The 16,026-nt window shown below is 69.6% G+C and carries 15 protein-coding genes; 10 read left to right on the top strand and 5 right to left on the bottom strand.

Features of this window, described 5'->3' with window-relative positions; genetic code table 11:
- Window positions 1–4: 4 nt before the first annotated feature.
- The gene (locus CMC5_RS02865) at window positions 5–1,282 is read right to left on the bottom strand and encodes a DUF2403 domain-containing lipoprotein (protein ID WP_425394851.1); all 1,278 of its coding nucleotides are present in this window, start codon (window positions 1,280–1,282) and stop codon (window positions 5–7) included.
- A gap of 65 nt (window positions 1,283–1,347) precedes the next feature.
- Window positions 1,348–2,625 (bottom strand): hypothetical protein, encoded by a 1,278-nt coding sequence (locus CMC5_RS02870; RefSeq protein ID WP_050428974.1) that lies wholly within the window; start codon window positions 2,623–2,625, stop codon window positions 1,348–1,350.
- 373 nt (window positions 2,626–2,998) lie between these two features.
- On the opposite strand from CMC5_RS02870, the gene CMC5_RS02875 reads away from it, so the two are divergent.
- From CMC5_RS02875 to CMC5_RS02920, 10 genes are all read left to right on the top strand, one after another.
- Window positions 2,999–4,045 (top strand): leucine-rich repeat domain-containing protein, encoded by a 1,047-nt coding sequence (locus CMC5_RS02875; RefSeq protein WP_050428975.1) that lies wholly within the window; start codon window positions 2,999–3,001, stop codon window positions 4,043–4,045.
- Between the two features lie 260 nt (window positions 4,046–4,305).
- Entirely contained in the window at window positions 4,306–5,334 is a 1,029-nt protein-coding gene (locus CMC5_RS02880) for an AraC family transcriptional regulator (RefSeq protein ID WP_050428976.1), read from the top strand.
- Between the two features lie 373 nt (window positions 5,335–5,707).
- Window positions 5,708–6,637, top strand: a complete 930-nt coding sequence (locus tag CMC5_RS02885) for a LysR family transcriptional regulator (RefSeq protein ID WP_050428977.1) — start codon at window positions 5,708–5,710, stop codon at window positions 6,635–6,637.
- Between the two features lie 969 nt (window positions 6,638–7,606).
- Window positions 7,607–8,374: a hypothetical protein gene (locus CMC5_RS02890; protein WP_050428978.1), complete on the top strand. Its 768-nt coding sequence runs from the start codon at window positions 7,607–7,609 to the stop codon at window positions 8,372–8,374.
- 391 nt (window positions 8,375–8,765) lie between these two features.
- Window positions 8,766–9,194 (top strand): hypothetical protein, encoded by a 429-nt coding sequence (locus tag CMC5_RS02895; protein WP_050428979.1) that lies wholly within the window; start codon window positions 8,766–8,768, stop codon window positions 9,192–9,194.
- A 407-nt stretch (window positions 9,195–9,601) separates the two neighbouring features.
- Complete coding sequence (locus CMC5_RS02900) at window positions 9,602–10,708, top strand: type III polyketide synthase (protein ID WP_050428980.1); 1,107 nt, start codon at window positions 9,602–9,604, stop codon at window positions 10,706–10,708.
- A complete protein-coding gene (locus CMC5_RS02905) occupies window positions 10,702–11,274 on the top strand; it encodes an isoprenylcysteine carboxyl methyltransferase family protein (RefSeq protein ID WP_050428981.1) in 573 nt (190 codons plus the stop codon). The genes CMC5_RS02900 and CMC5_RS02905 overlap by 7 nt, the downstream gene beginning before the upstream one ends.
- Entirely contained in the window at window positions 11,267–11,533 is a 267-nt protein-coding gene (locus tag CMC5_RS02910; protein ID WP_245678256.1) for an acyl carrier protein, read from the top strand. Before CMC5_RS02905 ends, CMC5_RS02910 begins: the two co-directional genes overlap by 8 nt.
- A gap of 56 nt (window positions 11,534–11,589) precedes the next feature.
- Window positions 11,590–13,368, top strand: coding sequence for an AMP-binding protein (locus tag CMC5_RS02915; RefSeq protein WP_082363371.1), 1,779 nt, complete (start codon window positions 11,590–11,592; stop codon window positions 13,366–13,368).
- Window positions 13,365–14,486, top strand: coding sequence for an NAD(P)/FAD-dependent oxidoreductase (locus tag CMC5_RS02920; RefSeq protein WP_050428983.1), 1,122 nt, complete (start codon window positions 13,365–13,367; stop codon window positions 14,484–14,486). The genes CMC5_RS02915 and CMC5_RS02920 overlap by 4 nt, the downstream gene beginning before the upstream one ends.
- 6 nt (window positions 14,487–14,492) lie before the next feature.
- On the opposite strand, the gene CMC5_RS02925 is transcribed toward CMC5_RS02920, so the two are convergent.
- From CMC5_RS02925 to CMC5_RS02935, 3 genes are all read right to left on the bottom strand, one after another.
- Entirely contained in the window at window positions 14,493–14,822 is a 330-nt protein-coding gene (locus CMC5_RS02925) for a GlsB/YeaQ/YmgE family stress response membrane protein (RefSeq protein ID WP_050428984.1), read from the bottom strand.
- Between the two features lie 57 nt (window positions 14,823–14,879).
- A complete protein-coding gene (locus tag CMC5_RS02930) occupies window positions 14,880–15,119 on the bottom strand; it encodes a hypothetical protein (RefSeq protein WP_050428985.1) in 240 nt (79 codons plus the stop codon).
- 121 nt (window positions 15,120–15,240) lie between these two features.
- On the bottom strand, window positions 15,241–15,909 hold the full coding sequence (locus tag CMC5_RS02935) for a histidine phosphatase family protein (protein WP_063796469.1): 669 nt from the start codon (window positions 15,907–15,909) through the stop codon (window positions 15,241–15,243).
- Between the last annotated feature and the right edge of the window lie 117 nt (window positions 15,910–16,026).

Here is a 16,026-nt window from a genome sequence, read left to right on the forward strand (position 1 = left end):
TGGATCACTCTGGCAAACGCATCGAGAGCAGCGCATCGATCGTCCCGCGGGACAGAGCGCCAGGAAGCCCCGGGAGCATCTCGGCAGCCGCCCCAGGGATCCTCTCCGGGTGGATGACCGCCACCTGGATCGCTCGCTGCTGCTCGTCGAGCAGGATCATGAAATACCGATCTCCCTCCGGACGGCGCCACACCGGGCACCCGTCCGCGCTGCCGCTGACCGCGATCTCCGGCCCGCTCGCATAGGCCTGCTGCCCGCAAGCGTCGACGACCTCGATGTCGTCGGCGAAGACGTCACGGCGACAGCCCTCTCCGCAGACGTTCCCGCCGACATGACCAGCCTGGTACGAGCGAACGCCGGTGCTCATGAACTCGCGGTTGCTGTACTGATTGTTGTCGAGCACCACCTCGAAGACGTTGATCTCCCCGCAGCCGTCACCGACCGATCCTGTCTTCGAGTAGCAGTTGCAGAGCCCGTTCCACTTGCGTCCGCCATCGCGAATCAACTCGGATGCGACGAACGCGACCCACGGCCCCGGGTGCCCTTGCCCCCCGCCGTCACACCGCTCGACGCCGGCATCATCGAACGTCATCGAGGCGAGGAAGACGATGAGCTTCGAGCCCGACCAGCCGAGGTGGTTGATGCCCGGATCGTTCGGACAAAAGTAGTCGCGCCCGTCACCGCACGGGAAAGACGCCTCTTGCATGAAGTAGTTCACGCAGTCCTTCTTCGTCAGGTCTCCGGTGAAATCGGCGGACGTCATCTGCCCATCGGTGACCACGAGGTTCGAGCCGTGGCCGCGCTGCGCGTCCCACGAGGAGACCATCGACCAGGAAGCAGCGCTCTCCCCTGGCTGGTAGACGGCGAGCTGCTTCAGGCGGATCGCCTTCATGACGAGTGTCATCTCCTCGTCGAAGGGCGCGAGCGTCGTGCTCGTCGTGTGCTGCTCCTTCATGCAGCAGTGCCCACCCCACGTGTCCGTCCCATCCTTGTAGCTGCAGGCTGGATCGCCTGGGTCGCGATCGATGCGACGCGGCCACCACCCTGGCGCACCGACGTTGGTGAAGGTCATGGTCCCGCCCCGTGTGGGCGTGCTCGGCTCCGTGGGGTGCGGCCCCAGGCCTCCGCCAGCGCCGCTGCCCGAGCCGTTCGTCGAGGTCGATGTCGACGTCGTGCTGCTGGCACCCGCGCCCCCTTCGCCACCCGCGCCGTCGTCGCTCGTGCTCCCGCAGGCACAGGCGAAGAGCAGGAGACCTGCGGGCACGACCCATCGCGAGATCATCGTCATGGCTGGCGTCTCCTGGTCAGCGTCGAAGCAAGGTGGCCACATGCTGGATCTCCGCCAGCTCAGAGATCCTCGATCACCACGAAGGCGCGCTGCCCCTCGCCCAGATGCCCGCTGATCCGGTATGTCGACCGCGCCGGATCGATCGGGATGAGCGCGTCCCCTGTGGCCTTCGGGAGCCACTCGTCCCCATCCCACTCGTAGAAGAGTTCCCCCAGAAGCTCGACGGCGCCGCTCGGATCATTCTGCCGGTACACCTTGATGCGGTAGAGGTGCTCCTTCGGAATCGCCTCGATTTCGCCGGCAAGGTACTGGTCGCGCTTCTGTGCGCGGAGTTCTGGCCAGGTGAAGCCCTCGGCGTGGGCCACGCTGTAGCCATCGGGGCTGCACCCCCCGCCGAAGGGCTTGTCGAAGTTGCCCGGCAAGGTGTCGTCCCACTTCGCGACATCGACCATGGGCTTTCCCTTGTGACCCCAGTACAGGTGCCCGTGTGAACTGAGGCTCGCGTACCCGGGCATGACCGTCTCGGCCATGTAGTAGGACTCGTCGCCGGGGAACTGGGTGCGCGTCACCGGCACCGGCTGCGACGCCTTGTTGATCAGCACGCAGCGAAGCTCCTCGTTCCACCACGTTCGCCCGAGCGGCACCCCCTTGGGGATGTAGACCTTCCCGTCGGTGTCGACGAGCAAGCCGAAGCCGATCTCCTGGTTGATCTCCCTCGGGTTCCAGCCACCGCGGTGACGCGGCCACGCGGTGTCGGGTGGCGAGAAGAAGCGCAGGCTGACGTCGCTACCGTTCTTGATGAACCGCCACGTGGGCCGGAACGCGCCGAAGATGTCGCCGCCGCCGTCGTTGTGGTCGGTGAAGTAGCCGTACTCGTGCCCTGGCGTGACGTGGTAGAGCACCGGGAGCGCGCCGAGCCTCGCCACCTCGGCTTCGACATCCATGCCGTTCGCCCAGCCCTTGTTCTTGTCGCCGGGCGTGTAAGCCACGTTGTCCATGACCCCGGGGATGTACGGGAGTTCGAACTGGCTATCGACGACGTAGAACGTCTCCCGCTCCTCGACGGGGAAGTCCTTCTTCCCCTGGATATGGGAGAGCACGTACGCGCACGGCGTGGCGGTGATGACCTCGAACGTCTCGCCTTCGAACTGTACGGTCCCGATGGATCGGACCTCGAAGTCGCTGCTGTCGCAGTCGGCACCTTCGACGAGCGGCGGCGTCGGCTCGTTGCCACCGTTCGACGGAGGAGGCGTCGTCGATCCCGAGGAGGTCGCCGGGTCTTCGCTGCTGGAGCAGCCGATGAGCACGACGAGGAGCGCGAGGGAGCGCGGAGTCATGCGGGAATCTCTCTCCTTGGCGGGCCGCCGGGAGCGCCGTTTGCGAGCGCTGTTTCGTGGAGGGATGGTCAGCCGAACGACATGGCGCGTCAAGGGAGAGGGGTCGCGCTCACCGACGTCCCGGTGGATGGCGGAAGGCGTCGGCGCAGCCTGCCACCCCGACGCCGTGATCGTGAGACGAGCGCTGGCGTCATCGACCGACGACGACAGGAGATCGACACTTCACGCCATCGGATGGCGTCCTCCGGGCCATGGACGACCCTCGCTCCTGCACGGGACTGGACGGAAGCTGCGCGTGTGTTCGTCGCGTTTTCCAGCCCGGATCGGGTGTCCACGAGCCATGAGCTCGCCATGCGAAACGAGGAGACGGGTGATGCAGTACGGACTGGACGACGAGTACACCTGGTACGAGTGGGCCGAAGCCCTGCCCACCGAGGAGACGCCGAGCCCGGAACTCCACGCGATCGCAGCCGGCTTCGCGGCGCACGCCCGACATTGCCTCCCCACCTGGTGCCACGCGGGAGCGCTCTCGCCCCTCGCCGCCCTGGCGCGCGCCTTCGGCCCGCGCGAGGCTGGTCTCGCGCAGGCGCAAGGCCTCCAGGTCAGTCACTTGCGGTTCCTCGCCGCGCCCCAGCTCACCGAGCAGCTCGCCGCGCTTCCTGACCTGACTGGCCTCGAAGGCGTGGAAGTCTCTGGCGACGAGGGCAGCAAGCTCGCACCGAAGGAGTCCGCGGCGCTCGTGCAGCTGGCCAAACTCGGGCTGCGCGAGCTCGACCTCGAGGGCGTCCCGAGCAGCAAGGACATCGAGCCCTTGCGACCCACCCTCGCGCGCCTCTCCCTCCTGCTCCAGGACAAGCCGCGCGCCACGGAGCTGTTCGAACGACCGTGGCCGGCGCTCCGGGAACTCCGGCTCGAACGCGGCAACGCCACCGACATGGCAGGCCTCGCTGCGCTCTTGCCTGCGATGTACGAGCGGCTGCCAGCGTGCGAGGCGCTCGATCTCTTCGAGACCTCGATCACCAAGAAGGTGCCCTTGCTCGAAGCCATGCCGTCCAGCCCGTGGATCGCCCAGCTCGTCGCGTTGCGCATCAGCGATCATGATGTGCCCCCCGATCGCCTCATGCACCTCGCCCAGGTGCCGTTCCAGCGACTCAGGCACCTGGGCCTCGGGATCTCGCAGGCGCGCCCACAGCTCGCGAACGCGCTCGCAAGCTCGCCGTCGCTCTCCGCCGTGGAGACCCTTCAGATCCACGCCAAGGTCGGCAAAGCCGGCTTGCAGTGCCTCATCGAAGCGTGGCCCCACCTGCGCCGGATCGCGGTGTGGGATCCACCCACCGAGAGCGTCGACGAGGTGATCGAGACCTTCGGACTCCGACCCTTCGTCGCGCGGGGCGGTGTCGTGGTGCGACGCGTCTCGTGACGGGGCGCGAGCAGGAGGCGCACCCCTCCGATCCCCGCCTCGCAAGCACGCAGGCGGCCATCGACCTCGCGCCTTGAGCCGAGGGTTCAGTGCGGCTGGAAACCGCACCTCGGAGAATGACCCGCGGCCAGCGCGTCGGTGCTGGAGGGCACGAAACCCCCGCCATTCGCTGCCGTACTTCCACGCAGCCAGTGCTCTTCACCGACCAAGCTCCTCCATGAACGGCGACGATCGGGCTCTTTCCGGTATCATCACCCGTCGTGCAGCCAGCTCGCCCCGACCGACCTGCGTCCGTCGAGCCTCCGAGCGCGTCGCCCATCCGCGTCTCGCCGTTCGTGCTCACCTGGACGCGCATCCTCGGCCTCTCGCTCGTCGAGGTGGCGCACGCCTCCGGGCTCCCCCGCGCGACGCTCGAGGCTGCCGAGGAGCTGAGCTACGAAGAAACGCTCAAGCTCTGGACCGGCATCGAGGCGCTGACCGGCGATCCAGTCTGGGGCATCCACGCCGGCGCCCAGTTCACGATCGACCAGATGGGCGTGGTCGGACCGGCGCTGGCGCACGCGACCCACCTCGACGCCGCGCTCGACGTGCTGGTGCGCGTGATGAACCTCTTCGTCCGTAACGCGAAGATCCGCCGCATCGACACCGAGCGTTGCGCCGGGTTCGAGTACGTCATGCCCACGCTCCGCTCGCGCCAGGGGGCCGACACCATCTTCGCGGCGGCCGTCGCGCTCATCCGACATTGCACGGGCGAGTGCGTCGTACCCCACGCCATCGAGCACCAGATGCCTCGCCAGTCCGAGGACGAATACCTCCGCATCTTCGGCGTCGTCCCGCGCTGGGACCGCCCGACCACCCAGCTTCTCTTCGCGCGTGCCGACCTCGCCCGACCCTTCCGTGGCGCCTCGCCCGTCCTCGCCGAGCTGCTCTCCGAGCACGCCCCTCGGCTGCTCGCGCCGTCGGGTCAGCCCTCTTCGTTCGATCAAGACTTCGCGTGCGCGTTCTGGAGGGCGCACGAGTCGGGTGGCGCGACCCTCGAGGCCGTCGCCGAAGCGATGGAGACCACGGCACGGACGCTCCAGCGCAAGCTCGCTGCGCAAAAGACCTCTTTCGCCGCAATGCGCGCCGAGCTGCTCCACCGCCGCACGACCCAGCTCCTGACCGAGAGCACGCTGCCGATCGACACGATCGCCGAGCGCCTCGGTTACAGCTCACGCGCCGCCCTGGAGCGCGCCTACCGGCGCTGGAGCGGACGCACACCCCACGCCGTCCGCGCCGGCGCCGTCTGAGTCGACGCTGCGCACAGCGCATTCCATCACCACGCGACGGACTTACGACGAGCGACCCGACACGCGAGATGAACCTCTGCCGCGCGACGAAAGCATGTCGAGCGACCCGACGCGTACTACCGTGCCGCCGCCCGCATCCTGCCCTGTGACTTCCTCGCCGCGATGGGTGCCGTGCCATGACCACAGCGCGCGTCACCGCCATGGAGTGGCGTGAAGTGGAGGACATCTGTCGTCATCGGTCGTCTCTCCTGCACCACGGCATCCGACGACGCGCACAGCGCGCATGACGCGAGGGTCGAGCAGCCATTTCGACGGGTTTCACGGCCTCGCATGAATTGTCGCGGCGTCATGACCGTGATGACATCGCATCGTCATGATCTCGTCCTGGGACGATCTCCGCTACCTCGAAGCCTTCGAGCGACTCGGTACGGCGGGCGCCGCCGGCCGCGAACTCGGCGTGGCCGCGTCGACCATCTACCGGCGCGTGGCGGCGCTCGAACAGTCCGTCGGCTTCCCCTGCCTCGTGCGCGGCAGGGGCATCACGCCTGCCGGGCGTGAGCTGGCGCAGCTCGCACGGACGACCGGCAACTCGCTCCAGAGCATCGCCCAGCGCGCCAGCGAGCAGCGCGACGAGGTGCGCGGCCCTGTCGTCTTCGCGACGCTCGACGGGCTCGAGCCGCTCCTCTCGGCGCCCTTCGCGGAGCTGTCGATCCTCCATCCCCAGCTCCGGGTGGACGTGCACATCACCGCCGCCTGCCCGAGTCAGCGGGATCCTCCGGCCGACCTCGCGCTCACGCTGCTCCGCAAGCCACCGCCCACGTACGTCGGTCGCAAGCTCCTCACCATCCGGTTCGGTGTGTATGGAACACGCGCGCTCGCGAGCGACCCCGAGCGCGCCCGCTGGGTGGTGCTCGGGGAGCCGCTCGACAAGTCGTGGATCGGTCGCTGGGAGCGGGAGCACGTCCCCCGAGAGCAGGTCGCCGCCGTCACCACCTCCCGGCGCATGTTCCTCGACCTCGTCACCGCAGGCGCGGGCGTCGGCCTGTTGCCAGAGGCTCTTGCCGAGAACCATCCCGAGCTGGTCGAGCTGACGTCTTACCGAGAGAGGAGCGCAGACCTCGAGCGACCCGCATGGCTCCTGGTCCCACCCGAGCTCCGGAACGACGTGCGGATCACGACCGTGGTGAAGGTCCTGAGCAAGCACCTCCGCCGCTCCTCCGGGCCTGACGTGTCGAGCGCGCAGGAGATGCAAGACTGCGACAGCGAGTCGCAATCTTGCGATGTCCGCTCGGTTGCCTCCTGATCGAGAGGGAAGCTGGCACGCCTACAACCCGGGTGACGGGGACCTCGGCCTGGAGACAGGGACGCCAACGTGTCGCTCGCTGGGCTACACGGAGTCGACCAGCCCGGGCTCGTCCATGCGACGCCCGAGCGGCTCTCGCTGATCGAGAACCTCCCAGGTCACGGACGGGAAGATCGAGCGAGCCAGGACCGCGGACGCGACGACGAGGGTCGAGCGGTCGCCTGATGAGCGTCGACGCTCACCAGCCATCGTTCATCCCAGCGGAGCGCAGCGCCGGTCGTACGCAGGCGCCGAACGTTCGTGCTCCCCAGCGCATCCATCGCGTGCACGCGAACGACCTCCCGATCCATCCCTGGTGGCGTCGCGCGCAGGAAATCGCCGGTCGGAACGTTCCCCGGAGCCGTTCACCGCAGGAAACCGACGTTTGGAGCGTTCCCCGGAGCCGTTCACCGCAGGAAACCGACGTTTGGAGCATTCCCCAGGGTCGTTCACCGCAGGAAACCGACGTTTGGAGCATTCCCCAGGGTCGTTCACCGCAGGAAACCGACGTTCGGAGCGTTCCCCGGGGTCGTTCACCGCAGGAAACCGACGTTCGGAGCGTTCCCCAGGGTCGTTCACCGCAGGAAACCGACGTTCGGAGCGTTCCCCAGGGTCGTTCACCGCAGGAAACCGACGTTCGACGTGATCACTGCAGGGATCCACGGCGGCCCCCTGTCATCCCGATGCCGTCGCAGCCTTGCTCCGTGACGCTGAACACGAGCGGCCAGCGCGGCGTACCGAGCAACTGAAATCAGCCCCCCTCCTGCCACCCTTCAGCAGGCCATCCCGCCATCGGTGACGGGTCGTCGCTGACGTCCACGCTGTTTCGTCGGCGGCCGACTCTGCAATCTTCGAGATTCGTTGAATAGGATCCCTTCTCGCTCGTTTCCTCCATCGCAGGACCGTCGTCTCTGCGTCCAGGAGGCATCCGTGACCCACCTCTCCCACATCCCGCGCCCCGAGAAGCTCTCCATTGCCCGCAGCGTCCACGCGAACCTGTTAGAGCGACACCGCGAGGGAGCCGCCGAACCAGCCCTCGACGGGTTCATCCCCTTGCTCGAGGCCGTCATCGAGCAGCTCGCCGAGCACGTGGGCGGTGGCGCGGCGGCCCATGCCGAGCGGTACGCGCTGCTCGCCGAGGCAGCCATCGCCGACAACCGCGTCGACACCTGGTACCGGCACATCGAGAGCTACCTCTCCATCGAGGCACGGAACGACGAAGGGCCTCACGCCCTCGCCGCGCGGGCGGCCCATGCCTCGGCCTGCCCTGACGGCCTCGCCCATGTCGACGCCCGCATCGTCGAGGAGAACATGCACTGCCGCAGCATGCTGCTGGCACTCAGGGACCCGGTGCATGCCGCGCTGCTCGCGGCAATCGAGTTTCCGATGATCTGGCTCGACCGGCTCGAGGCGGCGCTCGATGCGAGCGAGGCTGCGCAGGACCGCCTCGCGCAGACGAGGCAGGAGCGGAGCACGCACGTCTTCCTCGGCCGCCATGCCGAGAAGGCGTGGGTGGACGTGCTGTGGCGGCTGCGACGTGCCATCGAGGCCCGCGCCGCGCGTGACGAGACGGCGCGACGCCTGGAAGGTGCAGCGCTCATCGCGCCGCTCACCGATGCCCTCGGCAGGCTGCGTGCCCAGGAGGCCGCGCGGAGGACGCGGCGGAAGACCGTCGGAGCACCCGCTGCGCAGACCTAGTACTGCGTACCCTGAATCAGGGGCTTATCGACTCCTACGCTCCCGAGGGTCACTACCCTTGCTTTCTTCGCAGGTCGCTCGGCCAAGGACCCGGGCCGAACCTGGGGAAACACGGTACTGACCACGCTGCCGTCGTCACGTCGTCGTCCGTGTCGACGATGACGCTCCTCCCTTGCCCGTGAGTGACCTCGTCGTCAGCGCGTCCCGCGCGTTCACACCACGGTCCGGGACGGCTGCCCTCCATGCACCGTGGCCTCTCCGTCTGCTGGCACATTTTGCATGAAGCTCCGCCAACTCCGAGGCACGCCTCATGCTCTCTCCCCGCGGCGACATCGCAAGAACTTCAACACGAACGGGCTGCTCTCTCCGGGCGGCCATGGGGAGGTCCGGGATGAACTGGAAACAATTCGCAGCATGGGGGACGGTCGCGCTGAGCGCTGGCTTCTCGATGACTGCATGCGCCGTGGGCACCGGGGAAGGTGTGGAGGCTGGTGAGGTCGCACAGGACGCGCTCGAAGAGTTCGGCGAGCAGTTCTGTGGCGGCATCGCGAACATGCCGTGTCCGGATGGCTTCGCGTGCGTCGACGATCCGCACGACGACTGCGATCCGCGGCGTGGTGGCTACGACTGTGGCGGGATCTGTGTCCCCGAGAGCGACGAGAACACGCCACCTGGGGCCCAGGAAGCGTGCAGCTACGACGAGGAGGACAAGAACTACGTCCTGCGGGACCCACAGACGTGCATGGCGGCCCTGTTCCGTTGTCCCGACGGTCAGGATGCGTTCTTCGACCACTGCGGCTGTGGGTGCCTCGTCGAGTAGGCACGCATCACGCACGCTCGCGTCGCATGTCGCGCGTCGTTCAGCGCGTGCGTCGAAGGCAGCATGCGTCGTGCGCCTGCGCCGCGTCTCGCGTGTCGTGCGCACGGTGCGTCGAGCGGCGGTGCCTTCGTCGAGGGACTGAAGCGGCGAGTGACTCGCCGAGCGGACTGCATCGGCTGCACACCCCGGTCGTGACCTCGTCAGGGGGCGCAGAGGCCTCCCGGGCTTCCTGCACCTACCCGTCACGACCCGCGCGCTAGAGGAATGCCACCTACGCTGGTACAGCGCGCGCCTTACGTGCGTCGAGGCGCGGCCCTCCAACATGCGCGAGATCCGAGGAAGGACGACAACCGCGCAGCGTGAGTGCTGTATGGTTCGCGCAGATCGGGAGGGAGACAGCACAACGCATGCGCGTCCGAGATCCATTCGATACGGAGGCTGCGCCCACGCTTCGCGCCGTCGAGCGACGGTTGCCTGCGCACTACGCGTCCCAGGAGCGCATCCTGGGCGCACTGCGCGAGCTCTGGGCGACGCGCCACTTCAACCTCGACCGGCTGGAGGACCTTCATCGGGCAGTGCTGGTCTCGGGGCGACACCTCGCGCTCCCGCTGGAGGCATATCCGGCGCTGGAGCGCTTCGAGCAGCGGAACGACGCCTGGATTGGCGCGGCCGTCGAGCTCGCCGAGGAGGCGGTGCGGGGGGCGCTCGCGCGGGCGGGGCTCGAGCCCGAGGACGTCGACCACATCTTCTTCGTGACGGTCACCGGCATCGCCACACCGAGCGTCGACGCACGCCTGGTCAACCGGCTGGGCCTCCGGGAGGACGTGCGCCGGACGCCCATCTTCGGGCTCGGGTGCGTGGCGGGTGCGGCGGGGACGGCGCGCGTCGCCGACTACCTGCGGGGGCACCCGGACCACGTGGCGGTGCTCGTGTCCGTGGAGCTGTGCTCGCTGACGCTCCAGCGGGAGGATCTCTCGATTCAAAACGTCATCGCCTCTGCGCTCTTCGGTGACGGGGCAGCGGCGCTGGTGATGGAGGGGAGCGCGCGGGCGAAGCGTGCTCGAGGCGATCTGTCTCGAGGTCCACGGGTCGTGGACTCGCGCGCGGTGTTCTACCGCGACACCGAGCGCATCATGGGCTGGGACGTCGTCGACTCGGGCTTCAAGGTGGTGCTCTCGGCGAAGGTGCCGGAGCTGGTGCGCTCGCGCGCGCGTGGCGACGTCGACGTCTTCCTCGCGCAGCACGGGCTGGGCCGCAGCGACGTGCGCCACTGGGTCGCTCACACCGGCGGGCCCAAGGTGCTCTCGGCGATGGAAGAGGCGCTGGAGCTGGGGCCGGATGCCCTTGCGCGCTCCTGGAGTTCGCTCCGGCAGTACGGCAACCTTTCGTCGGCCTCGGTGCTCTTCGTGCTCGGTGACACGCTCGACGCGGGCGTCGCGGCACCAGGCGACTGGGGGTTCATGATGGCGATGGGGCCAGGGTTCTGCGCAGAGATGGTGCTGCTCCAGTGGTGACCTCGCAGGCGCTCTACCTCGGGTTCCTCGGCTTCCTCGCCGTGGAGCGGCTGGCGGAGCTGCACCTCTCCAGCCGCAACGCGGCGTGGGCGTTCGCGCGCGGTGGCGTGGAGATGGGGCAGGGGCATTACCCGATCATGGCGGCGTTCCACACGCTGTTCCTCGGGGCCTGTGCGACCGAGGTGCTGTTCCTCGACCGCGCCTTTCCGGGCGCGCTCGGCTGGATGGCGCTCGCGCTGGCTGCTCTGGCGCAGGGGCTCCGTTACTGGGCCGTCTCGACGCTCGGCCCGCGCTGGAACACGCGGGTGATCGTCGTGCCGGGGCTCGCGCCGGTGGTGGGCGGGCCGTACCGCTTCCTGCGCCACCCCAACTACGTGGCGGTGATGATGGAGATGGCCGTGGTGCCGCTGATCCACGGGGCGTGGATCAGCGCCGTGCTGTTCTCGGTGGGCAACGCGCTGCTGCTCTGGGTGCGCATCCGCGCCGAGGAGCGGGCGCTCGGTCCGCTGTGGGCCGACGCCTTTGCTGGCAGGCCGCGATTCGTTCCGGAGGTGCGCCGTGAGTGAGCTTGGCGTGGACGAGCGGGAGATCGAGGCGATCGGAATCATCCAACGGGTGCTCGCCGGGGAGCTCGAGCGGGAGCACCCGGTCGAGCCAGCGCAGAGCCTGCGCGAGCTCGCGCTCGACAGCATGGAGGTGACCGTGCTCGTGGTGGAGCTGGAGAACCACTTCCGCGTGCGTCTCGACCCCGCCGATGCCGCCGAGGTCGCGACGCTCGCCGATCTCGCCCGCCTCGTCGCGGCGCGCGCTCGGGAGGCGTCGTGACCGCGGCGGTCCCGGTGGGGATCGGGAGCGCTGCGGCCCTCGCCGCTGGGGAGGCGATGATGCGCTCGGGGTCGCTCGCAGGTCCGCGGCTCCCGCCGTCGCCGTTCGCGACGGTGGGCGAGGCGCTCGCGGCGGCGGCGGGGACGCGCGAGCGGCTGGTCCTCGTCGACGCGGGCGAGCAGGAGCAGGTGTTCTCGTGGGCCGAGGTGCGGAGCCGGGCTCGACGCGCGGCCGCGGCGCTGGCGCGCATGGGGGTGATCTCGGGCGATCGGGTCGCCATCATCCTGCCGACGTCGATCGGGTTCATGGATGCGTTCTTCGGCGCGCTGCTCGCCGGCGCGACGCCGGTGCCGCTGTACCCTCCGGTGCGGCTCGGGCGTCTCGACGAGCATCTGCGGGCGACGGCACGGATGATCAAGGCTGCCGGCGCGGCGGTGGTGGTGACCGACAACCGGATGCGCTTGCTGCTCGGGCCCGCGCTCGCCGAGGCGCGCCCGCCGCTCGGGAGCGCGTCCGTGGACGATCTCTTGCGGATCACCAGCGAGTTCGAGGCACCTCACGACGCCGAGGCGCTGGCGCTGATCCAGTTCTCCTCGGGCTCCACGGTGGACCCGAAGCCGGTGGCGCTCCGGCAGCGTCACATCGCGGCGCAGATCACGGCCCTGATGGAGGAGATGCCGCTCCCCCGAGGCGAGGGCAACACGGGCGTCTCGTGGTTGCCGCTGTACCACGACATGGGTCTCATCGGCTGTCTGCTCTCGGCGCTGTACTACCGGGGTTCGCTGGTGCTGGTGCCCCCCGAGCTGTTCCTCGCGCGGCCGGTGCTCTGGCTGCGCGCGCTGTCGCGTCATCGGGGGCTCATCTCGCCGGCGCCGAGCTTCGCGTACAGCCTGTGCTTGCGGCGGGTGCGGGACGAGGATCTCGTCGGCGTGGATCTGTCGGGCTGGGAGCACGCGCTCTGTGGCGCCGAGCCGGTGTCGCTGCCGGCGCTGCGCGGGTTCGCCGAGCGGTTCGCGCGCTGGGGGTTCCGGAAAGAGGCGCTGCGGCCGGTGTACGGGCTGGCGGAGGCGTCGCTGGCGGTGACGTTCTCCCCTGCCGGCGAGGGGGTGCGCGCGATCGGCGTGGATCCGCAGGTGCTCGCCGCGGAGGGGCATGTGGTGCCCGGGGAGCACGAGCTCGCCTCGGTGGGGCGTCCGGTGGCCGGGTTCGAGGTGGAGGTGCGCGACGAGGAGGGGCACCGGCTGCCGGAGCGGCACGTGGGGCTCGTGTTCGCGCGGGGGCCGTCGGTGATGGATGGCTACTACCGCGCGCCAGAGGCGACGGCGAAGGCGCTGGACGGCGAAGGGTGGCTCGACACGGGTGACCTCGGGTTCCTCGCCGACGGGGCCCTGTACGTCACCGGGCGCGCCAAGGATGTGGTGATCATCCGCGGAGCGAACCACGCGCCGCAGGCGTTCGAGGCGTGCCTGCTCGATGTGGAGGGTCTGCGGGAAGGGTGCGCCGTGGCGCTGGGCTTCACGCCGCCCGAGGGGGCCGAGGAGGCGCTGCTCGTGCTGACCGAGCGGGCACGGGACGAGCGGGGGGACGACGCGGCGCTGGAGGCGCGGGCACGCACGGCGATCGCCGAGGCGACGGGGGTGCGTCCACACACGGTGGTGTTGCTCCCGCCGGGCGCGCTCCCACGCACCAGCAGCGGCAAGCTTCGTCGGCGGGAGGCGCTGCGGCGGTTCCTCGCCGGAGAGCTGGGCGCGCCGGCGCCGACGGGGCCGTTGCGCCTCGCGCTCGCGGCGGCGCGCGGGGCGATCGCGCTGGCGCGCGCCAGGCGCTGGCCGTGATCCGCTGTGACGTCGCCATCGTGGGCGGCGGACCTGCCGGGCTCTCGGTGGCGATCGCGGCCGCGGCGCGCGGGCTCCGCGCGGTGGTGCTGGAGCGCGGCGCGCTGCCCGTGGACAAGGCGTGTGGCGAGGGTCTGTTGCCGCTCGGCGTGGCGGCGCTCGAGCGCGCTGGCGCCCTGTCGCTGGTCGATCCGCGTGCGTGCGCGAAGCTCACGGGCATCCGCTACGTGCAGGAGGACGGGTCCACCGCCGAGGGGCGCCTGCCAGCGCCAGGAGGTCTGGGGATCCGACGCACGGCGCTCTCCGAGGCGCTGGCCCGGCGCGCGGTCGCGCTCGGCGCTGTGCTGCGCGCCTCGTGTCCGGCGCTCGCACATCGGCGGGTGGGGGGAAGGATGGAGATCACCACCCCGGAGGGGCTCGTCTCCGCGGGGCTGCTCGTCGCCGCCGATGGCCTCACGTCACGGGTGCGGCGCATCGAGCGGCTGGAGGCGGAGGCGCCGAGCGCGGCGCGTTCGTCAGCCGTATCGAGCGCGCCGCGCTTCGGCTTGAGGCGTCACTTCGACCTCCCGCCCTGGTCCTCGTTCGTGGAAGTCCATCTCACCGAGGGCGCCGAGGCGTACGTGACGCCGGTGGGCGCAGATCAGGTGGGTGTCGCCATGCTCTGGCGCGGGGACGGCGGTGCTTCCCCGCGGTACGACGAACTCCTGGCGCGCTTCCCACGGCTCGTGGCGCAGCTCCGCGGTGCAGCACCGACGTCGCGACTGCGCGGCGCGGGACCGTTCGCGCGCTCGGCGCGTGTGCGGGTGGCGGACCGTCTGGTGCTGGTGGGTGATGCGGCCGGCTACGTGGATGCGGTGACCGGCGAGGGGCTCTCGCTGGCACTGCGGTGTGCCGAGGCGCTCGGAGAGATCCTCCCTGCCGCGCTCGCGAGCGGCGCGACCCGGGAAGCGCTCTCGCCCTACGAGGAGGCCTTCCAGCACATCTTTCGCAAGTACGCGCTGGTCACGCACGGCCTCCTCCAGCTCGCCGCCCGCCCCTGGTTGCGCCGCCCCGCGGTGCGCTGGCTCGGTCGGAACCCGGGCATCTTCGAGGCGGTGCTGAGGCAGGTGGTGGCCTAGCGCGCGCTAGGCGTCGCGGCGGGAGCGGCGCTTCTGGAAGAGCTCGACCCCGAAGGCCAGGATGGTCGCCCCGATCAGCGCCGAGATGACGGGGATGCCTGCGATCCTCGGGCCGAGGGGGCCGATCAGCAGGGTGCCCAGCCAGCTACCGAGCAGACCCGCGCCGATCGCGCCGAGCCAGCCGTAGGGAAGGTCCCCAGGAACGATGCGGTCTGCCAGCCACCCCACCGCGGCGGCGACCGCCAGGGTCACCAGCAAGCCGAAGAGGCTGAAGGTCAACCAGATACCCACCACGGCGACCGCCAGCATGGTCGCTCCGACGACGAGAGCTTGCATCGTTCGCTCCTCCGTTTCGCAAAAAGATTGGGCCTCCCCGCTCCTCGATCAAGCGGCTCAGTCCTTCTTTTGTGTCTCCTCGCGGATCTTGTCACCCGCCTCTTCCATCTTTTCCCCGGCTTTCTCGACGCCTTCCTCGACCTTGTCGCCCGCTTTTTTCGCACCCTCCTCGATCTTGTCGCCAGCCTTGTCGAGGTCCTGCTCGACGGCGTCCGGCGTCTTCGGCTCTTCCTGGGATCGGCAAGCAGAGAGCAGTGCGACAGGGACGACGAGCAGAAAACACGCGAGCTTTCTCATGGGCGGACTTGCTTTCCAATGAGCGTGCCAACCTCGCGCGAGCACGGACGGGACACCTGACCGGGGGCGCGACGGCTCCTGGCCGGCGGCGGAGGAACGAGGGGAAGGCGATCGAGCGCCATCAGGGGGCGGCGCGCACGAGTGGGGCCGCGAGCGCGTCGGCGAGCGGGTCGCCGAGGTGGGCGGCGTCGTTCCACACGACGAGGCGCAAGGCGCCGGTCTCCCGCCGCTCGAAGACGCACACGGCGGTGTTCGTGGGGACCTGGAACTGGCGCATGCGTCCGGTGGGTACGCCCAGGGCCAGGGCCGTGAAGGTCTTGATCGCTGCACCGTGAGAGACGACGGCCGCCGCGCCACCTCGATGCAGGTCGGCGATGCGGTCGATGGCGCCGACGATGCGCGCGCCGAGCTCCGCGTACGTTTCGCCGCCGCCGCGTCGGACGTCGTCACCCCGTTGCCACGCCGCGTACTCCTCCGCGTAGCGCGTCTCGACCTCGCGGGACGACAGGCCCTGCCAGGCGCCGAGGTTCACCTCGCGCAGCGAGGGGTCGGTGATGGGGACGAGAGAGAGTGCCTCTCCGAGGATGGATGCCGTCTCGTGCGCGCGCTGGAGATCGGAGGCGTAGATCGCGTCGAGGTGGACGCGGGTGTGCACCAGTCGGGCGGCGAGCCGCGCGGCTTGCTCTCGCCCGCGTTCGTTCAAGCCGTGACCTGCGTGGCCCTGGAAGACCTGGCGCTGGTTGTCGTCGGTCTGACCGTGGCGGATCAACACGAGCTTCGTGGCGGTCATGGTGCCCATGTACCACGGGCGATGGATCCGTCAGGTGTGTGCGTCGTCGGCCGTGGAGGGAAGGGAGGATCACGCGTGAAGGTGGGAGTCGGCCCCGCGGACGCTCACACGTGAGGG

The sequence above is a fragment of the Chondromyces crocatus genome, from assembly GCF_001189295.1.
Classification (GTDB): domain Bacteria; phylum Myxococcota_A; class Polyangia; order Polyangiales; family Polyangiaceae; genus Chondromyces; species Chondromyces crocatus.

Coding starts and splice junctions, on each gene's coding strand:
- CMC5_RS02865 (WP_425394851.1), bottom strand. CDS start 1,282: ATGATCTCGCGATGGGTCGTGCCCGCAGGTCTCCTGCTCTTCGCCTGT.
- CMC5_RS02870 (WP_050428974.1), bottom strand. CDS start 2,625: ATGACTCCGCGCTCCCTCGCGCTCCTCGTCGTGCTCATCGGCTGCTCC.
- CMC5_RS02875 (WP_050428975.1), top strand. CDS start 2,999: ATGCAGTACGGACTGGACGACGAGTACACCTGGTACGAGTGGGCCGAA.
- CMC5_RS02885 (WP_050428977.1), top strand. CDS start 5,708: ATGATCTCGTCCTGGGACGATCTCCGCTACCTCGAAGCCTTCGAGCGA.
- CMC5_RS02895 (WP_050428979.1), top strand. CDS start 8,766: ATGAACTGGAAACAATTCGCAGCATGGGGGACGGTCGCGCTGAGCGCT.
- CMC5_RS02900 (WP_050428980.1), top strand. CDS start 9,602: ATGCGCGTCCGAGATCCATTCGATACGGAGGCTGCGCCCACGCTTCGC.
- CMC5_RS02915 (WP_082363371.1), top strand. CDS start 11,590: ATGATGCGCTCGGGGTCGCTCGCAGGTCCGCGGCTCCCGCCGTCGCCG.
- CMC5_RS02925 (WP_050428984.1), bottom strand. CDS start 14,822: ATGCAAGCTCTCGTCGTCGGAGCGACCATGCTGGCGGTCGCCGTGGTG.
- CMC5_RS02930 (WP_050428985.1), bottom strand. CDS start 15,119: ATGAGAAAGCTCGCGTGTTTTCTGCTCGTCGTCCCTGTCGCACTGCTC.
- CMC5_RS02935 (WP_063796469.1), bottom strand. CDS start 15,909: ATGACCGCCACGAAGCTCGTGTTGATCCGCCACGGTCAGACCGACGAC.